This window comes from Sphingomonas sp. C3-2, from assembly GCF_033025475.1.
Classification (GTDB): Bacteria; Pseudomonadota; Alphaproteobacteria; order Sphingomonadales; family Sphingomonadaceae; genus Sphingobium_A.
Genome location: NZ_CP130322.1, coordinates 3,208,210 through 3,231,160 on the forward strand (window position 1 = coordinate 3,208,210; position 22,951 = coordinate 3,231,160).

Consider the following 22,951-nt stretch of genomic DNA (forward strand, 5'->3'; position numbering starts at 1 on the left):
GGAATTTGCGGGGCAACTATGCGGCCAATATCCGCCGATGGGAAGCACGAATCGCCTCGTGATCGCGGTTAATGGTTTGCGTGCAAATTATTTGTTCAGGGCTCATTGGCTGCGCGGCGTAATTCGCGGGGTTTGCGGTCAATGAACCGCGCCGCCATACGCTGTTCTTCCTTTGCCTCGATCATATCTGCCGCTTTGGAGAAGACCTCTTCCTCCTCCTCTTCGATATGGTGCTCATAGCGCGATCGTAATGTGCCGAACGCCTCGTCCCATGCGTCCGAGCCAAAGTCCTGTTCGCTCAGTTCCACCAGACGGTCGTCGATCTCCTTGTGCTCGGCAACGGAATGTTGGGCTGCCTCGCGCAGATCGGGGTGCGCGAGCATCCGTGCATAGAGCGTCTCTTCCTCGGCGGCGGCATGCGCGGTTACCTCGATCCTGAATTCATCGAGCATGTCGCGGCGAAGATCCGGGGTATCGTGCATTTCCGCGATGCGTTTCAGCAATTGGCGGTGACGATCATGATCCTGTTTCAGCTTCGCATAGATATCCGTGCAAACCATCGGCATCTCCAACTGCTCGGGCCTTGAACAACGAAGACGCTTCCTATCGGTTCATTTTCGGGCCGCTCCTTTCGGGGAACCTTCCATCAGGATTTTGCTTTTAGCCTGAGCAGGATGCTGCACGGGCGGGGGATCGATGATGGATTTGGCCGATGGTCATGGGCGCGGAGGCGGCAATTTGTTCGAGCCGGGTCGAAATTGCTGGCGGATCGAGCGAGCTGAGCGCTTTGCGCTGATTGTCGATGCCGCCGCCTATTTTCAGGCGGCGCGTGCTGCGATGATCCGCGCGCGCAAGAGCATCCTGCTCGTCGGGTGGGATTTCAATCCCGAAATCACGCTTCCGCGCGGCGAAGACGGCGATGACGGACCGGAAAAATTGAGCGAGTTCATGATCTGGCTGGCGGATCGCACGCCGGGCCTCGAAATCCGGCTTCTCCGCTGGGATACGGGCGCGCTCAAGTCATTTCTCAAGCCGACCTTCCTGCGCACCGTCATCCGCTGGAAAGCGCATGAACGGATTGCGCTCAGGCTCGATGGCACGCATCCGCTCGGTAGTTCGCACCATCAGAAAATGATCGCGATCGACGACCGCCTCGCCTTTTGCGGCGGGATCGACATGACCGACGGGCGTTATGACGACCGCGACCATGCCGATGATGCCGAACTGCGCATTGGAACCGATGGCAAGCCTTATGGCCCCTGGCACGATGCCGCTTCGGTGTTTGACGGCGATGCCGCCGTCGCGATCGGCGATCTTGCCCGCCAGCGCTGGCTGGCCGCGCAGGATGAGGAATTGCCCCGTGTCACAGGCGGCGCCGATTGCTGGCCCGATGGGCTTGCACCGCTGCTCACCGATATTGATCTGTCGATCGCGCGCACCTTTCCGCAGATGGATGAACACGATGAAATCCACGAGATCGAGGCGCTCTATCTCGATCTGATCGCCAATGCCCGCGACTTTATCTATGCCGAAAGCCAGTATTTCGCGTCGCGCCGCGTTGCCCATGCCCTTGCGCAGCGCCTGGCAGAGGACAATCCGCCCGAAATCGTCATCATCAACCCCAAGGCGGCGGAGGGCTGGCTCGAACCGGTCGCCATGGATACCGCGCGTGCGCGGTTGGTGGAGGCGCTCCGACGGATCGACCGCAAGGGGCGCTTTCGCCTTTACCATCCGGTGACCGAGCGGGGGGAGGACATTTATGTCCATGCCAAGCTGTCGGTGATCGACGATCGCTATCTGCGTGTCGGGTCGTCCAACTTCAACAATCGCTCGCTCCGGTTCGACACCGAATGCGATGTTGCGCTTGATGGAACGGACGTGGCCGGACAATCGGGAGGAACCGTGCTCACCGATATCCGCCATGATCTGCTGGCCGAACATTTGGGGGTAACGCCTGAAAAGATCGCCGCGCACGAAAAGGCGCTCGGCTCGATGATCGCGGCGATCGAGGAGCTGCGCGGGCAGGGGCGCACGCTCATTCCCTATGAACTGCCCGAACTCAGCGAAACCGAGAAATGGCTTGCGGATAACGAGATACTCGACCCCGAAGGCCCCGATGCCATATTCGAACCGCTCAGCCAGCGCGGGTTGTTCCGCCACTGGCATTTCCCGCATTTCCGCCGCCGCAATATGGGCTGACGCTTCTAGGCTGATGTCCGGAAAATGGTGCCGGCTACAGGATTCGAACCCGTGGCCCCCTGATTACAAATCAGGTGCTCTACCAACTGAGCTAAGCCGGCACGTCGGATGTTCCCATGCGTCAAGCGACGCCAAAGGTCCAGCCCTCGCGGTGCGCAATTTCTGCCGTCATTTTCTCCGGCTCCCAAAACAGGGCGTTTTGCGCCTGCATCCGCAGCCAGGCTGCGGTCAGTATCGCGTCGGTGGCGTGGTCGTCATAGCGGGGCAGGGGGCGGTGCGGTGCGCTTCCCATGGCTACCAGCGCCGCGTCGAGCGCGTCGGCGGTTCGAATCTTGCTGCGGCCCTTGCGCAGTCCTGCGGCGCGGGCGGCGATTGCGGTGTAAATCTCGATCACCGTTGCACCGCTTTTGGGTAAGGGATCGAACGGCCAGATCGGCAGCGCCGCATGCAGCCTGTGGAGCGTGCGCATCCCGGCAAAGCTGGCCTTGGCCACCTGCGCGGCGCCGATCGCGTCATAGACGGTCGATGGCTTGCCGCCGCCGCCCGCATTATACTCTGCCTCGCAGCGGCGCAGGTGCATGAAGTCCGCCTTGTGCCCGTCCGCCGCACCGAAATAGAAATGTCGCCGGTGGCGCACCTCCAGAAGCGAGGCCGCGCCCAGATCCGCATCGTCGCATGCGTCCTCGACATAGGCCCAGAAATCGGATGCGTGGGTCGGCACATCCTCACCGGGCAGATAGCTGCCGCGTTCGATGCAGGGCGGCGCGAAGCTGAAATCGAAGCCGACGAGCAGCGGTTCGTGCGCGCGGGCCTCGATCCATTCGGCAATCGCCGTGCGCGACCATGTGCCTGTCGGGGGCTCGACGAGCACGGGCGCTGCGCTTCCCGCCTCGCACAGCGCGAGCGCGATCCCCTTGTGCCGGGCGCCTTTTGCACCCGACCAGTCGATCACCGCAAAACGCCGGAAATGGTTCACCGGATCGCGGCGAGGATCTTTGCGGTGAAGCCCGCGACGTCGAAGCGCGCACCGGTCGGGTCTTCGCCGCGTCGCACGATCACGATATTGCGGCTGGGCACGATCACCACATATTGCCCGCGATTGCCGAAGGCTGCGTAGCTATCCACCGGCACGCCTGCGGACCGGTTGAGCAGCCAGAAGCTCGCGCCATAGCCGAATTCGCCCTCGGGCTGCGGGCCGGACGGCGCGGTGACATAGTCGGTCCAGTTTTCGGGCAGCAGCCTTTCACCGTTCCACACGCCCTTGTTCAGATAGAGCATGCCCAGGCGCGCGAGATCGCGCGCGGTGGACCAGACCTGGCTGGAAAGGATGAAGTTGCCGCGCCAATCGGCTTCGGCCACGGTGTGGCGCATCCCCAGCTTGTCGAACAAGGCGGTGCGCGGAAAGGCCTGATACGCCTCTTCGCCCAGCGCCGCGCGCAGCGAGCGGACGGCCAGCAGCGTATCGTTATTGGCATAGCGGAAACGGCTGCCGGGCAGTGCCTCGATCGGCCAGCCGGTGGTTTCCTCGGTCACCGCCGTGCCACCGAAATAGAGCGCGTCGGTGCGGTTTCCTGCGGTCGCGCTGTGCAGCCCGCTTGCCATGCGCAGTAGATTGTCGAGCGTGATGGCGCTGCGCGGGTCGCGCGCTGTCGGCCCCCATTCGGGTATCGGCGCGGGGGCGGCCGTGGCGACCGCGCCCTGCTGTACCGCGATGCCCACCAGCGTGCCCGTCATGCTCTTGGCGACCGACCATGTCCGCTGCGCCACAAAGGGGCCGAAGCCTGCACGGTAGCGTTCTCCGATGATCTTGCCGTCCTGCACCACGACGACGCCGGTGGTGTTGCTGCCTGCGCCGAAGCTCTTGGCATCGAACGCGGTTGCGATCGTCGCGGCAAGCGGGGCGGCAATCTTCGTTCCAATGCCCTTGTCGCCCATCGGCCAGGGGCGCGGATCGGCGCTGGCGATGGGGGCGGGGGCCTGCCCGTCGCCACCTGTCGCGCCGATCGGCAGGATGGTGCAGCCGCGTGCCGTCTGCCATTCGGCGCGGCGTGCGGGAAGCGCGCTGTCGAACGCGACGCTCACGCGCCCATTCGCGCGGTCCACCACGGCGTCGAGGCTGGGCAACAGCGCATCATATTGCGGATAGGTGCCGCGCAGTTCGTCACCCGCCATCTGCTCGGGCGTGCGTCCGGCGTTGAAGATGCCGCTGCACAGCGTCAGCGCCTTGTATCCTGCGGCAATCGCGCGGTCATAGGGGGGCAATTCCTGCGCCTGCGCCGCTGCGGGGCTTGCCGCTGCCAACGCCAGAACGCTCAATCCAAGACTAACCCCGCCTTTGCGCACGCAATTCCTCCCAATAGGCAATTCGCTCGGCGATCCGTTTTTCGAAGCCCCGTTCCACCGGTGTGTAATAGGTCTGCGGCTGCATTTCCTCGGGCCAGTAATTGTCGCCCGAAAACCCCTGATCGGCGTCATGATCATAGGTGTAGCCCTTGCCGTAACCGACCTGCTTCATCAGCTTGGTGGGGGCGTTCAATATATTCTGCGGCGGCATCAGCGATCCGGTGTCGCGGGCCGATTTCCATGCCGCCTTCTGCGCTTTGTACGCCGCGTTCGATTTGGGCGCCGTCGCGCAGTAAAGGCAGGCCTGCACGATCGCCAGTTCGCCCTCGGGGCTGCCCAGAAAATCATAGGCATCCTTGGCGGCAAGGCACTGGATCAGCGCCTGCGGATCGGCAAGCCCGATATCTTCGGAGGCGAAGCGGACAAGGCGGCGCAGCACATAAAGCGGCTCCTCACCCGCCACCAGCATCCGCGCCATATAGTAAAGTGCGGCCTGCGGGTCCGATCCGCGCAGCGATTTGTGAAGCGCGGAAATGAGGTTGTAATGCCCCTCGCGGTCCTTGTCGTACACCGCAACGCGGCGGTGGAGCAGCGCAGACAGCCCCTGCGGATCGAGCGGTTCGTCGATCCGGATCGAAAACAGCGTCTCCGCCTGGTTCAAAAGAAAACGTCCATCGCCGTCGGCGCTGGCGATCAGCGCATCGCGCGCCGCTGGCTGCAGCGGTAGCGCGCGGTCCAACAGCGTTTCGCCACGCGCCAGCAGTGTGTCGAGCGCGGACGAATCCAGCCGATTGAGAATAAGCACCTGCGCGCGGCTGAGCAGTGCGGCGTTCAGCTCGAAGCTGGGGTTTTCGGTGGTGGCGCCCACCAGCGTCACTGTGCCGTCCTCGACATAGGGCAGGAAACCGTCCTGCTGCGCGCGGTTGAAACGGTGGATCTCGTCCACGAACAACAATGTCCGCTGCCCCATGTGGGCATGTTCGCGGGCCTCTGCAAAGGCTTTTTTCAGGTCGGCAACGCCCGAGAACACCGCCGAAATCGCGGCAAAGCGCAGGCCCACCGCATCGGCCAGCAGCCGCGCGATCGTCGTCTTGCCGGTGCCCGGCGGCCCCCAGAGGATGATCGAGGACAGCCGGCCCGCCGCCACCATCCGCCCGATCGCGCCTTCGGGGCCGGTCAGGTGATCCTGACCGACGACGTCGCTCAATTGTTCGGGGCGCAGCTTGTCGGCCAGCGGGGCATTTGCTGCGGACGGTGCCGGGTCGGTTTCGGGGGACGCGAAAAGATCTGCCATTGCGTCGCCTAGATAGGCCTTCGTGCGGCCTTGGCAAAGCATCGATCGGAAATCGGCCCATCGCCGTGCGACCACGCCGTGGCGGATGGTTGTACCCCGCGCGGTTTACTCAGCCCCGGCGCTCGGGCAGTTAGGCACGATCACTGAAGATGTTGGGGTGAATGCAGAAAATCAGCGCACTGGCCGCATGCGGCGCGATGCTTTGGGCGATGGGCGGCGTGGCGCAGGCTCAGGACATGGACCAGCCCGATTACGGTGTGTCCGATGTCGATGTCTCGGCCAATATCGGCGCGGTCAGCGATTATCGTTTTCGCGGCCTCAGCCAGTCCGATCGCGATCCTGCGGTGCAGGGCGGCGTCGATGTCGATTTCTCCTCCGGCTGGTATCTGGGCGGCTGGGCATCGAGCCTGTCCAATTTCGGCGGCGCCGATGCCGAGGTCGATCTTTACGGCGGCTATGCCGGGCAGGCGCGCGGCATGGACTATTCGGTCGGCGTGCAGAGCTATTTCTATCCGGGCGCCAACGGGCTGAACTTTGTCGAGGTGAACGGCACCCTTGCCAAGACGCTCGGCCCGGCTTCGGTCGAGCTCAAGCTCGCCTGGTCGCCGGACCGGTTCGACGGGCGCGACAATCTTTATGTTTCCACCCGCGCCGATATCGGCATTCCGGGCACGCCGCTCACCGGCCGGGCGCGCGTGGGGCGTGAAAACGGTGCGTTTGACGAGAAATGGGATTGGGAAGCCGGGCTCGTCTATTCGCGTGATTGGCTCAGCCTGTCAGCCTCCTATGTCGATACGAACTATAAGGGCGTGGACGAGGCCGGGAGCCTCGGCCGGGCCGGTTTCGTCGCCGGGGTCACCGCGCGCTTCTGATCATGGGGGCAGTTCGCCCTTGGCCTTGGCGGGTTTAACCGGCATCCAAGGGGCATGACTGCGGAAACCAGAGAGGAAAGCACCACCGCGCCAGGCAGCGCCTGGGCGCCGCTTTCCGTGCCCATTTTCCGTTCGGTCTGGATCGCGAGCCTTGCCTCCAATTTCGGCGGGCTGATCCAGTCGGTCGGCGCATCGTGGATGATGACGTCGATTGCCGGCTCGGCGGACATGGTTGCGCTGGTCCAGGCATCGGTGACGCTGCCGATCATGGTCTTCGCGCTCGCCGCCGGCGCGCTGGCCGACAATTATGATCGGCGCAAGGTCATGCTTGCGGCGCAGGGTTTCATGCTCCTCGTCTCGCTGGGGCTCGCCACGCTCGCGCTTCTGGGCTGGATCACGCCGTGGCTGCTCCTCTGCTTCACGTTTCTTATCGGCTGCGGCTCGGCGCTCAACAGCCCCGCATGGCAGGCCTCGGTGGGGGATATGGTGCCACGCAGCCATTTGCCCGGCGCCGTCGCGCTCAACAGCATGGGGTTCAACATCGCGCGCAGCCTCGGCCCCGCGATCGGCGGCGCGATCGTGGCGGCGGCCGGCGCGGCGGCGGCCTTTGCGGTCAACGCGGTTAGCTATCTCGGCCTCATCTTCGTGCTGCTGCGCTGGCAACCGCCCAAGGTCGAACGCCAGTTGCCGCGCGAAACGCTGGGCGTCGCGATGGCGGCGGGTATTCGCTATGCCGCGATGTCGCCCGATATCCGCGTGGTGCTACTGCGCAGCCTTGTCTTCGGGCTAGGCGCCAGCGCGGTGCCCGCGCTCATGCCGCTCATCGCCCGCGATCTGCTCGGTGGCGGCCCGCTGACCTATGGCCTGTTGCTCGGCGCCTTTGGCGTCGGCGCGGTGGGCGGCGCGCTGTGCCGCGAACAGATCCGCAACCGCCTTTCGAATGAAGGGATTGTCCGTTATTCGGCGCTTGGCTTCGCGCTCGCCGCGCTCGTTGCCGGGTGGAGCACATGGCTTCCGCTAACCATGGCGGTGCTGTTCATCGCGGGCATCGGCTGGGTGCTCGCGCTCTCCACCTTCAACGTCACCGTTCAGATGTCGACGCCGCGCTGGGTCGTCGCCCGGGCGCTGTCGCTCTACCAGATGTTCGCCTTTGGCGGCATGGCGGTCGGCGCATGGGTCTGGGGCGAAATCGCACACGGCACGGGCATCTGGACCGCGCTTGCCATCGCCGCCGCCGAAATGGCGCTGGGCAGCATGCTCGGCCTGCGCTTTGCGCTCGCTCAGCCCGAAAAGCTCGATCTCGATCCGCTCAACCGCTGGCGCGAACCGCGCGTCGATTTCGACATCCAACCGCGCAGCGGCCCCGTGGTCATCACCGTCGAATATCGCATCCGGCGCGAGGATGTGGTCGAGTTGCTGTGCGTCATGGCCGAACGCCGGCGCATCCGCCGGCGCGACGGTGCCCGGCACTGGACGCTCTCACGCGATCTCGCCGATGCCGAAATCTGGGCCGAACAGTTCAGCGTGCCGACCTGGCTCGATTATGTCCGCCACAATCAGCGGATAACCAAGGCGGACGCCGGTATTGGCGATCGCATCCGCGCGCTCCATCAGGGCCCCGAACCACCCCGTGTCCGTCGCATGATCGAACGCCAGACCGGCTCGCTCCCATCCGGCCGCCAGCCCGGCCCGCGCGAGATTGCCGAGCCGTTGACCGATCCCAATCGCTCTTCCTGATCAATTATCCTTACGGAAAACCATTTCATGCACATGAACCATGCCGAAGACGCGCCCGCCGCGCCCGAAATCAGCTTCGATCAGTTTCTCGCGGTCGACATCCGCATCGGTACGATCATCGCGGCCGATCCCTATCCCGAGGCGCGCAAGCCCTCGGTAAAGCTCGTTATCGATTTCGGCCCCGTCATCGGCACGAAGAAATCCTCGGCGCAGATCGTCGCCAATTATGCGCTCGAAACGCTCGTCGGGCGGCAGGTGGCGGCGGTCGTCAACTTCCCCCCGCGCCAGATCGGCAAGTTCATGTCCGAAGTGCTCACCCTCGGTTTTCCGGATGAACAGGGCGAGGTTGTTCTCGTCTCGCCGGAGCGCGCGGTGCCCAATGGCGGCCGACTTTTCTGAACCGCTCCGCTCGACGCATGGGGAGGCGGCCGGTAGGGAATGGCGCGTGAGCACCACCACCATCGAATCGCCTCTGCGCCTGCGTCTTGATCGCGGCGCGCTCGTTGACAATTGGAACTGGCTGGACCGCCAAAGCGGTGCGGCGGCGTGCGGTGCAGCGATCAAGGCCAATGCTTATGGGCTGGGCGCGATCCGGGTCATGCAGCATCTGGCACAGGCGGGGTGCCGCGATTTCTTCGTCGCCACCTGGGCAGAGGCGGTGGCGCTTGGCCCCTATGCCGATGGGCTTTCCATCTCGGTCCTCCACGGTGTCCGCCCGGTCGATATGCATCCCGCGCGCGCCGGTCGTGCGCGCCCCGTGCTCTGCACGCCCACCCAGGTCGGCTTGTGGAAACAATCGGGTGGCGGGGCCTGCGACGTCATGGTCGATACCGGCATGTGCCGTCTCGGCGTCGCGCCGGAGGATGTTGCCGCCGGGCTTCTCGACGGGTTGATCATCGAAAATCTCGTCAGCCATCTCGCCTGCGCGGATGAGGACGTGCCGATGAATGCCGAGCAGTTGGCCAGCTTCTCCGCGTTGCGCGGCCGCACCTCGGCACAGCGGATGAGCCTTGCGAACAGCGCGGGCATTTGCCTCGGCAGCGATTACGCCTTCGATCTCACCCGGCCGGGGCTTGCGCTCTACGGGGGGCTGCCGCGTCCCGAGGCCGCAGCCATCCGGCAGGTTGCGACGCCTGAAGCACAGATCCTCCAGCGCCGCCGCGTCCGTGCGGGCGATCGTATCGGCTATAACGCCACTGCCGTCGCCTCGGGCGACATGGAACTCGCCATCCTCAACATCGGCTATGCCGACGGCTATTTCCGGGGGTTCTCCGGCAAGGGCATGGCGCGCGCGGGGGGCAGGGCACTGCCCGTCATCGGCCGCGTCTCGATGGATCTGCTCATCGTCAGCGTCGATGCCGCGCCCGATCTGGCTGAGGGGGACTGGGTTTCGATCGACTATGATCTGCCCGCCGCCGCCGCGCTTTCGGGCATGTCGCAATATGAACTGCTCACCAGCCTCGGCCAGCGCATGGACCGCTACTGGGGCTGAGCGTTCTGCTCAGGACAGGCTGAAACGAAAAAGGCCCGCCGAAATGGCGGGCCTTTTCCTTGATGCTTATGGCTGGCGCTTAGCGCTCAAGGCACATCGCAATGCCCATGCCGCCGCCGATGCACAGCGTGGCGAGGCCCTTCTTCGCGTCGCGCTTCTGCATTTCATAGATGAGCGTGGTGAGCACGCGCGCACCCGATGCGCCGACGGGGTGGCCGATCGCGATCGCGCCGCCGTTGACGTTCAGCTTCTCGTCGTCAAAGCCCAGTTCACGGCCCACGCACAGCGCCTGTGCGGCAAAGGCTTCGTTCGCTTCAATGAGGTCGAGATCGGCGACCGTCCAGCCGGCCTTTTCCAGCGCAAGGCGCGTGGCCGGAACCGGGCCATAGCCCATGATCGACGGATCGACGCCGGCATGCGCCCAGCTTTTGATGCGGGCGAGCACGGGGGCACCGCGGCGCGCGGCTTCCTCGGCGGTCATCACGACGATCGCGGCTGCGCCGTCGTTGATGCCGCTGGCGTTGGCGGCGGTCACGCTGCCGTCCTTCTTGAACGCCGGACGCAGGCCCGAAATGCCGTCCACGGTCACGCCGTCGCGGATATATTCGTCATTCTCGACGATCGTGTCGCCCTTGCGGCCCTTGATGGTCACCGGAACGATCTCGTCCTTGAAGCGGCCCGATGCGCGGGCGGCTTCGGCGCGGTTCTGAGACCGCACGGCAAAGGCGTCCTGGTCTTCGCGGGTGATCTGGTATTGTTCGGCCAGGTTCTCGGCCGTCACGCCCATGTGATAATTGTTGAAGACGTCGGTCAGGCCGTCCTTGATCATCGTGTCGAACAGCTCGGTGCTGCCCATCTTCACGCCCGCGCGCAGGAACTGCGCGTGCGGGGCCATCGACATGTTTTCCTGGCCCCCGGCAACGACGATCTTCGAATCGCCATTCGCCACGGCCTGGGCCGCCAGCGCCACCGCGCGCAGGCCCGAACCGCAAAGCTGGTTCATGCCCCATGCGGGCACGGTGTTCGGAATGCCGGCGGCGATCGATGCCTGGCGGGCGGGGTTCTGGCCCTGGCCTGCGGTCAGGATCTGACCCATGATGACTTCGGACACTTCATCACCGGCAACGCCGGCCTGCGCCAGCGCCGCTTCGATCGCAATCCGGCCCAGTTCATGGGCGGGGGTGGAGGCGAATGCGCCGAGGAAACTGCCGACCGGGGTACGCTTGGCGGCTGTGATCACGATATCGGACATGGAAGGACTCCGCGAACATTTATATCTTGTGGGGGCCTAGTATCAGTTGTGCTGCAATCGCGAAAGCCAATCGACGAGCGGCTGCCACAGAGTGTCTTTTGCGCCACGCCCGACGACCATGCCGACATGCCCCGCCGCCGTCTCGATCCGTTCTTCAAGCTCGGTCGAGGTTGCGGCAGGCACGATCCTGTCGGTCAGCGACACGATGTCGAGTACCGGGCAGTTCAGGTCCTCTGGCACAATCTGCCTGCCGCCCACCGACCATGCCGCCTGGCCCGGCAGGTCGCGCTCGATGAAATCCTCGAACAATTGGCGGCCTGCGGCATAGGTCAGCGGGGCGCCGCCATTGGCCCAGTCCTCCAGCGCGACAAAGGCTTGCGCGGCCTCGCCATCGGGGGGCAGGCGCCCGAAATTCTCAAATTTGGAAATCGTCCGCTCGGGGTCCAGCCGCCAGAACGCGGTCTGCAGCACTTCCATCGGCAGCAGCCCCATGCGCTCGCATGTCGCCTGCGCACCGGCCCAGAGCGTCGCCATGCCCGCGCGGGTATCTTGTGGGAAACCATGAAAATTCCATGGGGTAGCAATCAGCGCGAGACCCTTCACCGGGGTCAGCGCGGCGGCTGCCAACGCCATCGTCCCGCCGAGGCAATAGCCGGCGAGAACGGGTGGTTCACCGAGCGCCTGGGTTAGTGGAATGAGATAGCGTTCGACATGCCCGCCCACGTCGAGATCGCGCTCCTCGGGCGTCGCTTCGCCCCAGTCGAGCAGCAGCGGGCGCATATTCTGCGTCGCCAGCCAGCGCAGCATCGAATTATTTTCCGCAAGGTCGAGGACGAAGGCGGGGTTGATCAGCGAGGGCACGAAGACGACCGGCGTGCCCGTTCCGCCATAATCGATCAGGCTCGCGCGTCCCACCCGCACGGCCTCAGGTAGCGGGGCGGGGCGCGGTATACGTTCGGCGGCCTGATAGGCTCTCAATCCCGCAAGCGCATCCTTGGTTCGTTTCGGATCTGTTGCAGTCTGGCAACGCAAGAGATCGAGAAACAACGGCAGGGGGCGGGGGCCGTGTTGCGACGCGGCATCAAATGGTGCAGTGTCGTACATATTTTCCAATGGGGCGCTCTCCACCATGAAGAAATCTTCGTCCAAGGGCGATATTGTCATCATCAAGAAATATGCTAACCGGCGGCTCTATAACACCGATACGTCGAGTTACATCACGCTGGATCACCTGGCGGCGATGACGCGTGAAGGCCGTGAGTTCAAGGTGGTCGACGCCAAGACGGATGAAGATATCACCCGTAACGTCCTCACCCAGATCATCATGGAAGAGGAATCACGCGGGCAGACGATGCTCCCCGTCAACTTCCTGCGCCAGCTTATCTCCATGTACGGGGATTCGATGCAGGCGGTTGTCCCCGGTTATCTCGAAGCCTCGATGGACAGCTTCCGCCGCAATCAGGAACAGTTCCGCACCGCGGTCGAGGGCGCTTTCGCGCATGGCCCGTTCGCTGAAATGGCCAAGCGCAACATGGCAATGTTCGAAGCGGCGGCCACGGCCTTCCAGCCGGGAGCCAAGCCCGCCGAGCCGCAGCCGCCGCAACCGGCCCCGGCTCCGGCCAAGAGCGATGGTGAGATCGACGCGCTGAAGGAACAGCTCGCCAAGCTTCAGGAACAGATCGAAAAACTCAGCAAATAAGCCGCGCTTTCCCGGCGCGCGCTTGATCGCGATCTGGCGGACAGGAGGGGCACTCCCGTCCGCCGATCAACCTCAGCCCTGCGGCTTCACGAATTTCAGCGTCATCCGGTCGCTTTCGCCGATCGTCTGATATTTCGCCCTGTCGGTATCACCCAGGCTCAGCGTCGGCGGCAGCGTCCAAACGCCCTTGGGCCAGTTCGCCGTGTCCTTGGGATTGGCGTTCACCTCGCTTTCGGCCGCCAATTTGAAGCCGGCGGCCTCGGCCAGTTTCACGACGGTCGATGTCTTCAGGTAACCGCTCGATTGCTCATCGGCTGCACTGCGGTCCTCGGGCAGGCGGTGGTCGACGACGCCCAGTACGCCGCCGGGCTTCAGCGCACGGTAAAAACGTGCAAAGGCCGCCTTGGCAGTATCTTCGCCCGCCATGATCAGATTGTGGGCGTTGCGAAAGGTCAGCACCACATCGGCGCTGTTCGGCGCCACGATATCGTCCGCCGCCTTGGGGTCGAATGTCGCTATCTCCACCTTGTCGAAACGCACCGGATCGCTGGCGATCAGCGTTTCGGTCGCCGTGCGATATTTGCCCGGCGGCTGGGCTGCGGCGATATAGCGGCCCTTGTCCTTCAACATCGGCGCCAGGATTTCGGTGTACCAGCCCGCGCTCGGCCAGATCTCGACCACCGTCTGGTTTGGCGTCACGCCGAAAAAGCTCAGCGTTTCGACCGGGTGACGATAGGTATCGCGTGCGCGGTTGGCGGGCTTACGCGCGGGGGAGGCCACGGCTTCGTGCAGCGCATGGGTCGCTGCATCCATGGTTTGATGATCTGCATGGGCGTGCTGGGCAAGCGCGCTGGTGCCGGTCATGGCAAAAAGCGCGGCAGAAATCGCAAGATACTGGCGCATTGAAAAATCTCTCCTATCTGAATGCGCGGATAGTGCAGATCAGAGAAAGGCGTTGCAAGTGCACCTATGGGGATTTGCGGGCATGTCCGCGACGATCGCGGTGGTCGCGACACTGGCGGACATGAAACGCCAGCGCCGCAGAAATCTCGACAAGGTCGGCTTCATGCCGTGGACGCTCATCACCGTCCTCTCGGTCATGGCGACGCTGTTTCTCACCGCCATCGCGCTCAAGCTGCATCAGTAAGCGCCTGATCGCGACGGGTGTCGGATAGGCTGGTGCCATCCGGGCAGGGGTCAATTGACCCCGGCGTTCTTCAGCTTGCGCAGAATGCCTTCGAACGAGGCGATCCGGCGACCTTCCTGTTCCATATGGCCCGAGATGAAGAACATGCGGCCGGTTTCGCCGACAATGCGCGTGATCGCGTCGATCGGAGCGTCGATCGAGGCCGCGCCGATGAAATTGACATTGGCGCTCACCGTCACGCCCGATCCCTTGGCAGCCGTCAGCTCAAGCGCGGCCGCCGAATGGAACAGCGCCTCGTCGACACAGCTCATCAGATAACCGCCATGCGCCAGCCCGCCGCGATTGGCATGCATTGGTTCGGGGGTGAAGCGCACACAGGCGCTGTCGGTGGACAGGCATTTGGTGCGGATCACGCCCAGCAGGTCGAGAAAGCGTCCATCGCCGTCCGGATGCCATTCACGCCAGTTTTCCGTAGCGTCGGCGGGCAGGGTCGGGCGGACGATATCTTCGATCATGACGGCTCCGGAAAGGAATGATACCCCTCCGGCCTAGGCTGTGCTGCACCTGCTCAATACCACCATGTGGTGATGTTGTGCAGTGCGGCGTACCTCAGAGGCAGGCTTCGAGGAATGCCTGATCAAAGCCGTATTGCTTCGCCTTTTCGAGCGTATAGGGACGCAGGCCCATCGCCCGATATTCGCCGATGATCTTGCCATCGGGCGTCTCGTCCAGATATTCGAACTTGAACAGCTCCTGCGTCACGATCACATCGCCCTCCATCCCGATCACCTCGGTGATGTTGGTGGTGCGGCGCGAACCGTCGCGCAGGCGCTTCACCTGGACGATCAGGTCGACCGAGTCCGCGATCTGGCGCGAAATCGCTTCCTTGGGCACCTTGATGTCAGACATCATGACCATGTTTTCCATACGCGCCAGCGCCTCGCGCGGGCTGTTGGAGTGGAGCGTACACATCGACCCGTCATGGCCCGTGTTCATCGCCGCCAGCATGTCGAAACATTCGGAGCCACGAATTTCGCCCAGGATGATGCGGTCCGGGCGCATACGCAGCGCGTTGATGACGAGATCGCGGATCGAGATCGCGCCCTGACCTTCAAGGTTGGCGGGGCGGGTTTCCAACGGCAGCCAGTGCGGTTGCTGCAACCTCAGTTCGGCGGCGTCCTCGATCGTCAGCACGCGCTCGCCCGGATCGATCATCTTCGACAACGCATTGAGCATCGTCGTCTTACCCGAGCCGGTGCCGCCCGAAATCACGATGTTGAAGCGGCTGGCGCCCGCGATCTTGAGCGCGGTCGACATCTTGTCCGACATCGATCCGCCGCGCGCCATCATGTCGAGCGTGATCGGCTTGTCGGAGAATTTACGGATCGAGATCGCGGTGCCACGCAAGCTGAGCGGGGGCACGATCACGTTGACGCGGCTGCCGTCCTTCAGACGGGCGTCCGCGAGCGGTGTGGTCTGGTCGACACGGCGGCCCACCGAGTTGCAGATGCGCTGCGCGATCTGCAGCAGGTGCGCCTCGTCGCGGAACTGGATCTGCGCCAGTTCCAGCTTGCCCTTGCGCTCGATATAGGTCTGCTCGGGGCCGTTCACCATGATATCCGAGATGTTCGGATCGGCGAGCAGTTCTTCGAGCGGGCCGAGGCCCAGAAGTTCGTCGACCAGCACCTTTTCCAGCGCGAACTGCTCGCGCCGGTTGAGCGTGAATTTCAGTTCGGCGAGCACTTCGCCGATGATCGGGCGGAATTCCTCTGCCAGTTCATCCTTGCTCAGCGTGGCAGCGGCTTCAGGGTCGACGCGTTCGAGCAGGCGCGGCAGCACCTGTTCCTTGATCTTGTGGACCGAGGCTTCGAACCCTTCGGGCTTGGCGTTCGTGGCATGTACCGCGTTCAGGCGCTCATCGAGCCGCGCCATCGCATCGCTATGCGCGGCGCTCGTCGAAATCGCGAGGTCCTCGGGCGGCAGTTCGGCGCTGTCGATTGGCGGGAATTGCGAACCGCCCATCGCTTCGCCATCGTTTTGCGCGGGGCGGAATCCTCCCTGCATCGGCCGTGCCACGCCAAAAGAAGGGCGCCCTGCCGCGCCGCCTGCCATACCACCGCGTTTTCCGAATGCGCTCATCGCTTCGCTGCCATCCTCTTGCCAGCCCCTGGTCGGGCCTCTTGTTGAAGGTGAATAATCTGGAAACTTTGACAATTGCCTAATGCGTGAAACGCGCGCACTCATTGGCAAAGCAGGACGCTGAGGGGAAGGGCCCATGGCATTGAAATATGGCCTGATCCTGTTTTCCACCCCTTTGCTGCTGGCGGCGGACGCGCCGGCTTTGCCCGATTGGCTCTCCGGATGCTGGGAAGCCCGATCGGATGATCGCTGGACGGAAGAGTGCTGGATGTCGCCGCGCGGCGGCATCATGCTGGGCGCAAGCCGTTCCGGCGTCGGCGATACGGCCGATCAGTGGGAAGCGATGCAGATCCATGTCGAGACGGATGCGGGTGCGGGCAACGCCCAACCATTGCCTTCTGGGCATCGCCGCGCGGGCTGAACCGTACGCGCTTTGCCCGAAGCGAGGGTGCAGGAACGGACATCACCTTCCGTAATGTCGACAATGATTACCCCCAGCGTATCCGCTACTGGCGCGAGGGCGATGTGCTCCATGCGGAGATTTCACTGGCCGATGGCAGCAAGCCGATGCGCTGGAAATATCACCGCAAATGAAAAGGGCGGCGCTTTCGCACCGCCCTTCGCAATTTGCTTGTCCGGCAGATCAGGCTGCTTCGGCCTTTTCGGCCAGAACGGTAAGGCCCTTTTCATTGACCTCCGCAAAGCCGCCTTCGATGCGGATCGTTTCGGGAGCGCCGTTCTCGGTCTTGTAGATCGAGAGGGCGCCGTCCTTGATCGTCGACATGAAGGGCGCGTGGCCCGCGAGCACGCCGAATTCACCTTCCGTGCCGGGGACGACCACCATGTGGACGTCCTCGGAGCGGATCAGCCTTTCGGGCGTGACCAGTTCAAAGTGCAGCGCGGCCATGATCAGGCTGCTTCCGCGGCCAGCTTCTGGGCCTTGGCAACGGCTTCTTCGATGCCGCCAACCATGTAGAACGCTGCTTCGGGCAGGTGGTCATATTCACCATCAACCACGGCCTTGAACGATTTGATCGTGTCTTCGATCTGCACGAACTTGCCCGAGATGCCGGTGAAGACTTCTGCGACGTGGAAGGGCTGCGACAGGAAGCGCTGGATCTTGCGAGCGCGCTGCACGGTCAGCTTATCTTCTTCCGAAAGCTCGTCCATGCCGAGGATCGCGATGATGTCCTGAAGCGACTTGTACTTCTGGAGCAGCGACTGAACGGCGCGGGCGGTGTCGTAATGCTCCTGGCCGACGATGCGCGGTTCGAGAACGCGCGAGGTGGAGTCGAGCGGATCGACTGCCGGGTAGATGCCCAGTTCCGAAATCGCGCGGTTAAGCACGGTCGTCGCGTCCAAGTGAGCGAACGAGGTTGCGGGAGCAGGGTCGGTAAGATCGTCTGCGGGAACGTAGACGGCCTGCACCGAGGTGATCGAGCCCTTGTTGGTCGAGGTGATGCGTTCCTGCAGCGCGCCCATGTCGGTCGCCAGCGTCGGCTGATAGCCCACGGCCGAAGGAATACGACCCAGAAGTGCCGACACTTCTGCACCTGCCTGCGTGAAGCGGAAGATGTTGTCGACGAAGAACAGAACGTCCTGGCCTTCCTGGTCGCGGAAATATTCGGCGATCGTCAGACCCGAAAGCGCAACGCGTGCACGCGCGCCCGGCGGTTCGTTCATCTGGCCATAAACCAGTGCAACCTTCGAACCTTCAGAGATCGCGTTGCCGTCGGCGTCCTTGGCGATAACGCCTGCGTCGAGGAACTCGTGGTAAAGGTCGTTACCTTCGCGGGTGCGTTCACCGACGCCCGCGAACACCGACGTACCACCATGGCCCTTGGCGATGTTGTTGATCAGTTCCTGAATAAGAACGGTCTTGCCCACGCCGGCGCCGCCGAACAGACCGATCTTGCCGCCCTTTGCATAGGGGGCGAGAAGGTCGATGACCTTGATGCCGGTGACCAGGATCGAGCTTTCGGTCGACTGTTCGACGAACTCGGGAGCCTTGGCGTGAATGGGGGCGGTGACGGTGGTGCCGATCGGGCCACGTTCGTCGATCGGTTCGCCGACGACGTTCATGATGCGGCCGAGCGTTGCGGGGCCAACCGGAACCGAGATCTGCGCGCCGGTATCGGCGACGGGCTGACCGCGGGTCAGGCCTTCGGTCGAGTCCATCGCGATCGTGCGGACGGTGTTTTCGCCGAGGTGCTGCGCAACCTCGAGAACGAGGCGGTTGCCGTTATTGTCGGTTTCGAGCGCCGACAGAATGGCGGGGAGGTGACCTTCGAAGGTCACGTCGACGACGGCGCCGATGACCTGCGAAATACGGCCGGTCGCGGCCGTGGGTGTCTGGGATTCGGTTGCCATGACGGTTTTCCTTGCCTTGATTTCTTAAAGCGCTTCGGCGCCGGAAATGATTTCGACCAGTTCGGTGGTGATCGCGGCCTGACGCGTCCGGTTATACTGGATGCTAAGGCGGTTGATCATGTCGCCGGCGTTGCGCGTGGCGTTGTCCATCGCGTTCATGCGGCTGCCCTGTTCCGAAGCGGCGTTTTCGAGCAGTGCGCGGAACACCTGAACCGCGACGTTGCGGGGCAGCAGATCCGCCAGGATCGCTTCCTCATCGGGTTCATATTCCACGACGGCTTCGGCGGCATCGGCTTCCACGCCTTCGGGCATGGGAACGGGGATGATCTGCTGGCCGACCGGGACCTGCACCAGCGCCGAGACGAACTTGGCGTAGAACAGGTGTGCCACGTCGAATTCGCCCGCTTCATAGCGTGCGATCACGTCGTCGGCGAGCGCCTGCGCGTTGGCAAAGGCAACATTCTTGATGTAGCCCATTTCATGGTCGTGCACGATCTGCTTCGCGTGGAAGCGCTTGATCACGGCACGGCCCTTCTTGCCGGCGATGTAGAACTTAACGGTCTTGCCCGCAGCGGCCAATTCCTCGGCCTTCTTGCGTGCAGCACGAACGATGTTGGTGTTGAACGCACCCGCAAGGCCGCGTTCCGAGGTGGCGACGATGATCAGGTGCACCTGATCGCTGCCGGTGCCGGCCAGAAGCTTCGGAGACGATGCGCTGATCGTCACCTTGGCCGCAAGGCCCGCCATCACCTTTTCCAGGCGCTCGGCATAGGGGCGTCCGGCAAGCGCCGCTTCCTGCGCGCGGCGCAGCTTTGCGGCGGCGACCATCTTCATCGCCTTGGTGATCTTCTGCGTCGACTTGACCGAGCCGATGCGAAGTTTGAGGGCCTTTAGGCTAGCCATTGTATCCCTTCACTCGTCATTTCGGCGCTTGGCCGAAATCTCTCTATTCTTGTTGAACAAGGGAGATCCCGGCCCGAAGGCCGGGATGACGATTTCCCTTAAGCGAACGTCTTGACGAACTGGTCGAGCGCAGCCTTCAGCTTGCCCTTCACTTCGTCGCCCAGATCCTTGGTGTCGCGGATCGTGTTCAGGACGTCGGCGTGGTTGGCGCGCAGGTCGGCAAGCATCGCGGCTTCGAAGCGGGTAACCGCATCGACCGGGACGTTGTCGAGATAGCCGCTGGTGCCAGCGAAGATCGACGCGGTCTGCTCTTCGAACGGCATCGGGCTGAACTGGCCCTGCTTCAGCAGTTCGGTGAGGCGGGCGCCGCGGTTCAGCAGCTTCTGCGTCGAGGCGTCGAGGTCCGAACCGAACTGTGCGAATGCCGCCATTTCGCGGTACTGCGCCAGTTCGAGCTTGATCGAGCCCGAAACCTTCTTCATCGCCTTGGTCTGTGCCGCCGAACCGACGCGCGAGACCGAAAGGCCGACGTTGATTGCGGGGCGGATGCCGGCGAAGAACAGATCGGTTTCAAGGAAGATCTGGCCGTCGGTGATCGAAATCACGTTGGTCGGAATATACGCCGAAACGTCGCCTGCCTGGGTTTCGATGATCGGCAGTGCGGTCAGCGAGCCATTGCCGTTTTCGTCGTTCATCTTCGCAGCGCGTTCAAGCAGACGGCTGTGGAGATAGAAGACGTCGCCCGGATATGCTTCGCGGCCCGGCGGACGACGGAGGAGGAGCGACATCTGACGGTAGGCCACGGCCTGCTTCGAAAGATCGTCATACACGATCACGGCGTGCATGCCGTTGTCGCGGAAGAATTCACCCATCGTCACGCCGGCATAGGGCGCGAGATACTGAAGCGGAGCGGGTTCCGAAGCGGTAGCCGCAACGACGATCGAATATTCCATCGCGCCGTTTTCTTCGAGCTGACGCACGATCTGCGCGACGGTCGAACGCTTCTGGCCGACTGCGACGTAGATGCAGTAGAGCTTCTTGCTCTCGTCACCACCGGCGTTGATGGTCTTCTGGTTGATGAAGGTGTCGATCGCGACGGCGGTCTTGCCGGTCTGACGGTCACCGATGATCAGTTCGCGCTGGCCGCGGCCGACGGGAACGAGCGCGTCGATCGCCTTGAGGCCGGTCTGCACGGGTTCGTGCACCGACTTGCGCGGGATGATGCCCGGCGCCTTCACTTCAACGCGGCGGCGTTCGGTGTACTCGATCGGGCCCTTGCCATCGATCGGGTTGCCGAGGCCGTCGACAACGCGGCCGAGCAGGCCCTTGCCGACGGGAACGTCGACGATGGTGCCGGTGCGCTTGACGGTGTCGCCTTCGCGGATTTCGGCGTCCGAGCCGAAGATCACGACGCCGACATTGTCGGCTTCGAGGTTGAGGGCCATGCCCTGAATGCCGTTGGCGAACTCGACCATTTCACCGGCCTGGACGTTATCCAGCCCGTGAATGCGGGCGATACCGTCGCCGACCGAGAGCACGGTTCCGATTTCGGAAACCTGGGCTTCAGTGCCGAAATTGGCGATCTGGTCCTTGATGACCTTCGAGATTTCTGCAGCGCGGATATCCATGTTCAGCCTTTCATCGCGTGCGCGAGGGAATTGAGACGGGTCTTGATCGAGCTGTCGATCATCTGCGAGCCGATCTTGACGACGAGGCCGCCCAGAATGGCGGGATCGACGGTCAGATCGACGGTAACGTCGCGGCCGACGCGTGCCTTGAGCTGCTTCTTGAGCTCATCGACCTGCGCGGCGGAAAGCGGATGTGCGGACGTGACCTCGGCCTTGGTCTCGCCGCGATGGTTCGCGGCAAGCGCCTGGAAGGACCGGATCGTGTTGCTCACTTCGCCAAGACGGCGATTGGAGGCAAGAACGCCCAGATATTTGGTGGTGAGCTGATCGAGCCCGAGCGACTTGGCCACTGCCTCGATCGCCTTGCCTGACTCGGTCCGCGACAGAAGCGGGCTCTTGGTCAGTTGGCGAAGCTCGGCCGATTCGGCCAGAGCGCTCTTAAGAATGCCAAGGCTCTTTTCAACGGCCTCGATATTGTTCGAATCACGGGCCAAATCGAACAGGGCAGTGGCGTACCGCCCTGCTAAGCTGGCCTGAATGCCGCCGGAAGTCTCCACGCGCCTTGTGTCCCCTAAGAACAAACGGAATAGCCCCACGCGAAACGGGGGGCGAATTTCGCGCCCCCTTATGGGTCGCGCGGCTGCTAGCATCGCTTGCCGGGGGATGCAAGATGCTCTGCCCGCTCTCGGGGCAATTCACGACCATGTGAGAAGACAAAATGATGCGCTGCGCACCGCTTTGAACGCAATTGGCGGGATGTATGGCACTGGTTACTGCCGTACAAAGCCTTGCATGAGCATGAACCGCAAAAAATACTTGGGCGCCCCCGTCCAAGATTTCGCTGCCGGAACGGGTGTCGATGCGGACACGGCATGGGCGGCGTTCGAACGGCGCGATCGCAGTTTCGACGGCTGCTTTGTCGGCGCGGTGCGGACGACGGGCATCTATTGCAAGCCCAGCTGTCCGGCGCGCCATCCCAAACGCGAACATGTCAGCTTCTATCCTGATGCCGCGGCCGCGCGCGCGGCGGGGTTCCGCGCCTGCTTGCGCTGCCGCCCCGACGAAGTCGGGCGCGAACGCATCGCCGTCGCGCGTGCGATCGAATTGCTCGGACAAGCTGATGCGGCGGTGTCGCTCGATCTGCTCGCCGAGAAGGTCGGCTATGCGCCGCATCATTTCCACCGGCTGTTCAAACGCGCGACCGGGATCACCCCTGCTGCCTATCAGCGCGCGCTGCGCGCGGGCCGGGCCACCGATGCGCTGGTAAAGGAGGACCGTGTGACCGATGCCATCTATGAAGCGGGCTATTCGGGGCCCAGCCGTTTCTATGCCGAGACGAGCGCGCGCCTCGGCATGACGCCCAGCGCCTGGAAGCGCGGCGGGGCGGGGGTGGTCATCCGATGGGTGCAGGCCGATACCAGCCTTGGCCCGCTGCTTGTCGCCGCAACCGACAAGGGGCTTTGCCGGGTCTCGTTCGACGAAGGGGAGGATGCACTATATGCCCGCTTTCCTGCCGCCAGCATCGAACCCGGCGGTGCCGCGCTCGCCGCGCTCGCGCAAAAGGTGGTGAGCGAGGTCGAACAGCCCGGCCGCCACCGTGATCTCCCGCTCGACGTTCAGGGCACCGCCTTTCAGGAGGCGGTGTGGCAGGCGCTCCGCGCGATCCCCGTCGGCGAAACGCGCACCTATACCGAACTGGCCACGATCGTCGGCAACCCGCGCGCCGTCCGCGCGGCGGGCACGGCCTGCGGTGCCAACCATCTCGCCGTCGTCATCCCCTGCCACCGCGCGCAGAGAAGCGATGGCAGCATGGGTGGATATGCTTATGGAATAGAACGGAAACTCGATTTGAGGAAAAGGGAGGGCGTGGACTGAA

At 63.5% G+C, this 22,951-nt stretch carries 23 protein-coding genes and 1 tRNA gene; 9 read left to right on the plus strand and 15 right to left on the minus strand.

Annotation, left to right across the window (positions count from 1 at the left end; all coding sequences use genetic code 11):
• Positions 1 to 95: 95 nt before the first annotated feature.
• Positions 96 to 560, minus strand: a complete 465-nt coding sequence (locus QYC26_RS15390) for a hemerythrin domain-containing protein (protein ID WP_317513099.1) — start codon at positions 558 to 560, stop codon at positions 96 to 98.
• A 136-nt stretch (positions 561 to 696) separates the two neighbouring features.
• Between QYC26_RS15390 and QYC26_RS15395 the strand changes: the two genes are divergently transcribed.
• On the plus strand, positions 697 to 2,199 hold the full coding sequence (locus tag QYC26_RS15395) for a phospholipase D-like domain-containing protein (RefSeq protein ID WP_317513100.1): 1,503 nt from the start codon (positions 697 to 699) through the stop codon (positions 2,197 to 2,199).
• A gap of 25 nt (positions 2,200 to 2,224) precedes the next feature.
• Here QYC26_RS15395 and QYC26_RS15400 read toward each other — a convergent pair.
• The 4 genes from QYC26_RS15400 to QYC26_RS15415 all read right to left on the minus strand — a co-directional run bounded on the left by QYC26_RS15400 (position 2,225) and on the right by QYC26_RS15415 (position 5,836).
• Positions 2,225 to 2,300 (minus strand) — tRNA-Thr (locus QYC26_RS15400).
• A 20-nt stretch (positions 2,301 to 2,320) separates the two neighbouring features.
• Positions 2,321 to 3,175, minus strand: coding sequence for a hypothetical protein (locus tag QYC26_RS15405; RefSeq protein ID WP_317513101.1), 855 nt, complete (start codon positions 3,173 to 3,175; stop codon positions 2,321 to 2,323).
• Positions 3,172 to 4,515, minus strand: coding sequence for a serine hydrolase (locus tag QYC26_RS15410; RefSeq protein ID WP_317513102.1), 1,344 nt, complete (start codon positions 4,513 to 4,515; stop codon positions 3,172 to 3,174). The genes QYC26_RS15405 and QYC26_RS15410 overlap by 4 nt, the downstream gene beginning before the upstream one ends.
• A gap of 7 nt (positions 4,516 to 4,522) precedes the next feature.
• Positions 4,523 to 5,836, minus strand: coding sequence for a replication-associated recombination protein A (locus QYC26_RS15415; RefSeq protein ID WP_317513103.1), 1,314 nt, complete (start codon positions 5,834 to 5,836; stop codon positions 4,523 to 4,525).
• A 161-nt stretch (positions 5,837 to 5,997) separates the two neighbouring features.
• Between QYC26_RS15415 and QYC26_RS15420 the strand changes: the two genes are divergently transcribed.
• From QYC26_RS15420 to alr, 4 genes are read left to right on the plus strand one after another with little or no spacing between them, the layout of a single operon-like run.
• Entirely contained in the window at positions 5,998 to 6,708 is a 711-nt protein-coding gene (locus QYC26_RS15420; protein ID WP_317513104.1) for a TorF family putative porin, read from the plus strand.
• A gap of 54 nt (positions 6,709 to 6,762) precedes the next feature.
• Positions 6,763 to 8,445, plus strand: coding sequence for an MFS transporter (locus tag QYC26_RS15425; protein ID WP_317513105.1), 1,683 nt, complete (start codon positions 6,763 to 6,765; stop codon positions 8,443 to 8,445).
• Positions 8,446 to 8,472: 27 nt separating this feature from the next.
• Positions 8,473 to 8,844: a tRNA-binding protein gene (locus QYC26_RS15430; RefSeq protein ID WP_317513106.1), complete on the plus strand. Its 372-nt coding sequence runs from the start codon at positions 8,473 to 8,475 to the stop codon at positions 8,842 to 8,844.
• 46 nt (positions 8,845 to 8,890) lie between these two features.
• Entirely contained in the window at positions 8,891 to 9,937 is a 1,047-nt protein-coding gene (alr, locus tag QYC26_RS15435; protein ID WP_317513107.1) for an alanine racemase, read from the plus strand.
• A gap of 79 nt (positions 9,938 to 10,016) precedes the next feature.
• On the opposite strand, the gene QYC26_RS15440 is transcribed toward alr, so the two are convergent.
• Both QYC26_RS15440 and QYC26_RS15445 read right to left on the minus strand, forming a co-directional pair.
• Complete coding sequence (locus QYC26_RS15440) at positions 10,017 to 11,189, minus strand: acetyl-CoA C-acetyltransferase (protein WP_317513108.1); 1,173 nt, start codon at positions 11,187 to 11,189, stop codon at positions 10,017 to 10,019.
• A gap of 42 nt (positions 11,190 to 11,231) precedes the next feature.
• The gene (locus QYC26_RS15445) at positions 11,232 to 12,293 is read right to left on the minus strand and encodes an alpha/beta fold hydrolase (protein WP_317515086.1); all 1,062 of its coding nucleotides are present in this window, start codon (positions 12,291 to 12,293) and stop codon (positions 11,232 to 11,234) included.
• 25 nt (positions 12,294 to 12,318) lie between these two features.
• Between QYC26_RS15445 and phaR the strand changes: the two genes are divergently transcribed.
• Positions 12,319 to 12,888: a polyhydroxyalkanoate synthesis repressor PhaR gene (gene phaR, locus QYC26_RS15450; protein WP_317513109.1), complete on the plus strand. Its 570-nt coding sequence runs from the start codon at positions 12,319 to 12,321 to the stop codon at positions 12,886 to 12,888.
• A 72-nt stretch (positions 12,889 to 12,960) separates the two neighbouring features.
• Here phaR and QYC26_RS15455 read toward each other — a convergent pair whose 3' ends face one another.
• Positions 12,961 to 13,791, minus strand: coding sequence for a methyltransferase (locus tag QYC26_RS15455; protein WP_317513110.1), 831 nt, complete (start codon positions 13,789 to 13,791; stop codon positions 12,961 to 12,963).
• An 82-nt stretch (positions 13,792 to 13,873) separates the two neighbouring features.
• Here QYC26_RS15455 and QYC26_RS15460 point away from each other — a divergent pair, with 82 nt between their 5' ends.
• Positions 13,874 to 14,035 (plus strand): hypothetical protein, encoded by a 162-nt coding sequence (locus tag QYC26_RS15460; protein ID WP_317513111.1) that lies wholly within the window; start codon positions 13,874 to 13,876, stop codon positions 14,033 to 14,035.
• Positions 14,036 to 14,085: 50 nt separating this feature from the next.
• On the opposite strand, the gene QYC26_RS15465 is transcribed toward QYC26_RS15460, so the two are convergent.
• Both QYC26_RS15465 and QYC26_RS15470 read right to left on the minus strand, forming a co-directional pair.
• Complete coding sequence (locus QYC26_RS15465; protein WP_317513112.1) at positions 14,086 to 14,550, minus strand: PaaI family thioesterase; 465 nt, start codon at positions 14,548 to 14,550, stop codon at positions 14,086 to 14,088.
• A 94-nt stretch (positions 14,551 to 14,644) separates the two neighbouring features.
• Positions 14,645 to 16,174, minus strand: a complete 1,530-nt coding sequence (locus QYC26_RS15470; protein ID WP_317513113.1) for a CpaF family protein — start codon at positions 16,172 to 16,174, stop codon at positions 14,645 to 14,647.
• A 136-nt stretch (positions 16,175 to 16,310) separates the two neighbouring features.
• Here QYC26_RS15470 and QYC26_RS15475 point away from each other — a divergent pair, with 136 nt between their 5' ends.
• A complete protein-coding gene (locus QYC26_RS15475) occupies positions 16,311 to 16,595 on the plus strand; it encodes a DUF6265 family protein (RefSeq protein WP_317513114.1) in 285 nt (94 codons plus the stop codon).
• A gap of 222 nt (positions 16,596 to 16,817) precedes the next feature.
• On the opposite strand, the gene QYC26_RS15480 is transcribed toward QYC26_RS15475, so the two are convergent.
• The 5 genes from QYC26_RS15480 to QYC26_RS15500 form a co-directional block, all read right to left on the minus strand.
• Positions 16,818 to 17,081 (minus strand): ATP synthase F1 subunit epsilon, encoded by a 264-nt coding sequence (locus QYC26_RS15480; protein WP_317513115.1) that lies wholly within the window; start codon positions 17,079 to 17,081, stop codon positions 16,818 to 16,820.
• Between the two features lie 2 nt (positions 17,082 to 17,083).
• The gene (gene atpD / locus QYC26_RS15485; protein ID WP_317513116.1) at positions 17,084 to 18,544 is read right to left on the minus strand and encodes a F0F1 ATP synthase subunit beta; all 1,461 of its coding nucleotides are present in this window, start codon (positions 18,542 to 18,544) and stop codon (positions 17,084 to 17,086) included.
• A 24-nt stretch (positions 18,545 to 18,568) separates the two neighbouring features.
• Positions 18,569 to 19,447 (minus strand): F0F1 ATP synthase subunit gamma, encoded by an 879-nt coding sequence (locus QYC26_RS15490; protein WP_317513117.1) that lies wholly within the window; start codon positions 19,445 to 19,447, stop codon positions 18,569 to 18,571.
• A 98-nt stretch (positions 19,448 to 19,545) separates the two neighbouring features.
• Positions 19,546 to 21,075 carry a F0F1 ATP synthase subunit alpha gene (gene atpA / locus QYC26_RS15495; protein ID WP_317513118.1) on the minus strand — a complete coding sequence of 510 codons (1,530 nt, stop codon included), beginning with the start codon at positions 21,073 to 21,075 and terminating at the stop codon, positions 19,546 to 19,548.
• Between the two features lie 2 nt (positions 21,076 to 21,077).
• A complete protein-coding gene (locus QYC26_RS15500) occupies positions 21,078 to 21,632 on the minus strand; it encodes a F0F1 ATP synthase subunit delta (protein WP_317513119.1) in 555 nt (184 codons plus the stop codon).
• A 241-nt stretch (positions 21,633 to 21,873) separates the two neighbouring features.
• On the opposite strand from QYC26_RS15500, the gene ada reads away from it, so the two are divergent.
• Positions 21,874 to 22,950, plus strand: a complete 1,077-nt coding sequence (gene ada, locus QYC26_RS15505; RefSeq protein ID WP_317513120.1) for a bifunctional DNA-binding transcriptional regulator/O6-methylguanine-DNA methyltransferase Ada — start codon at positions 21,874 to 21,876, stop codon at positions 22,948 to 22,950.
• Position 22,951: the final 1 nt, after the last annotated feature.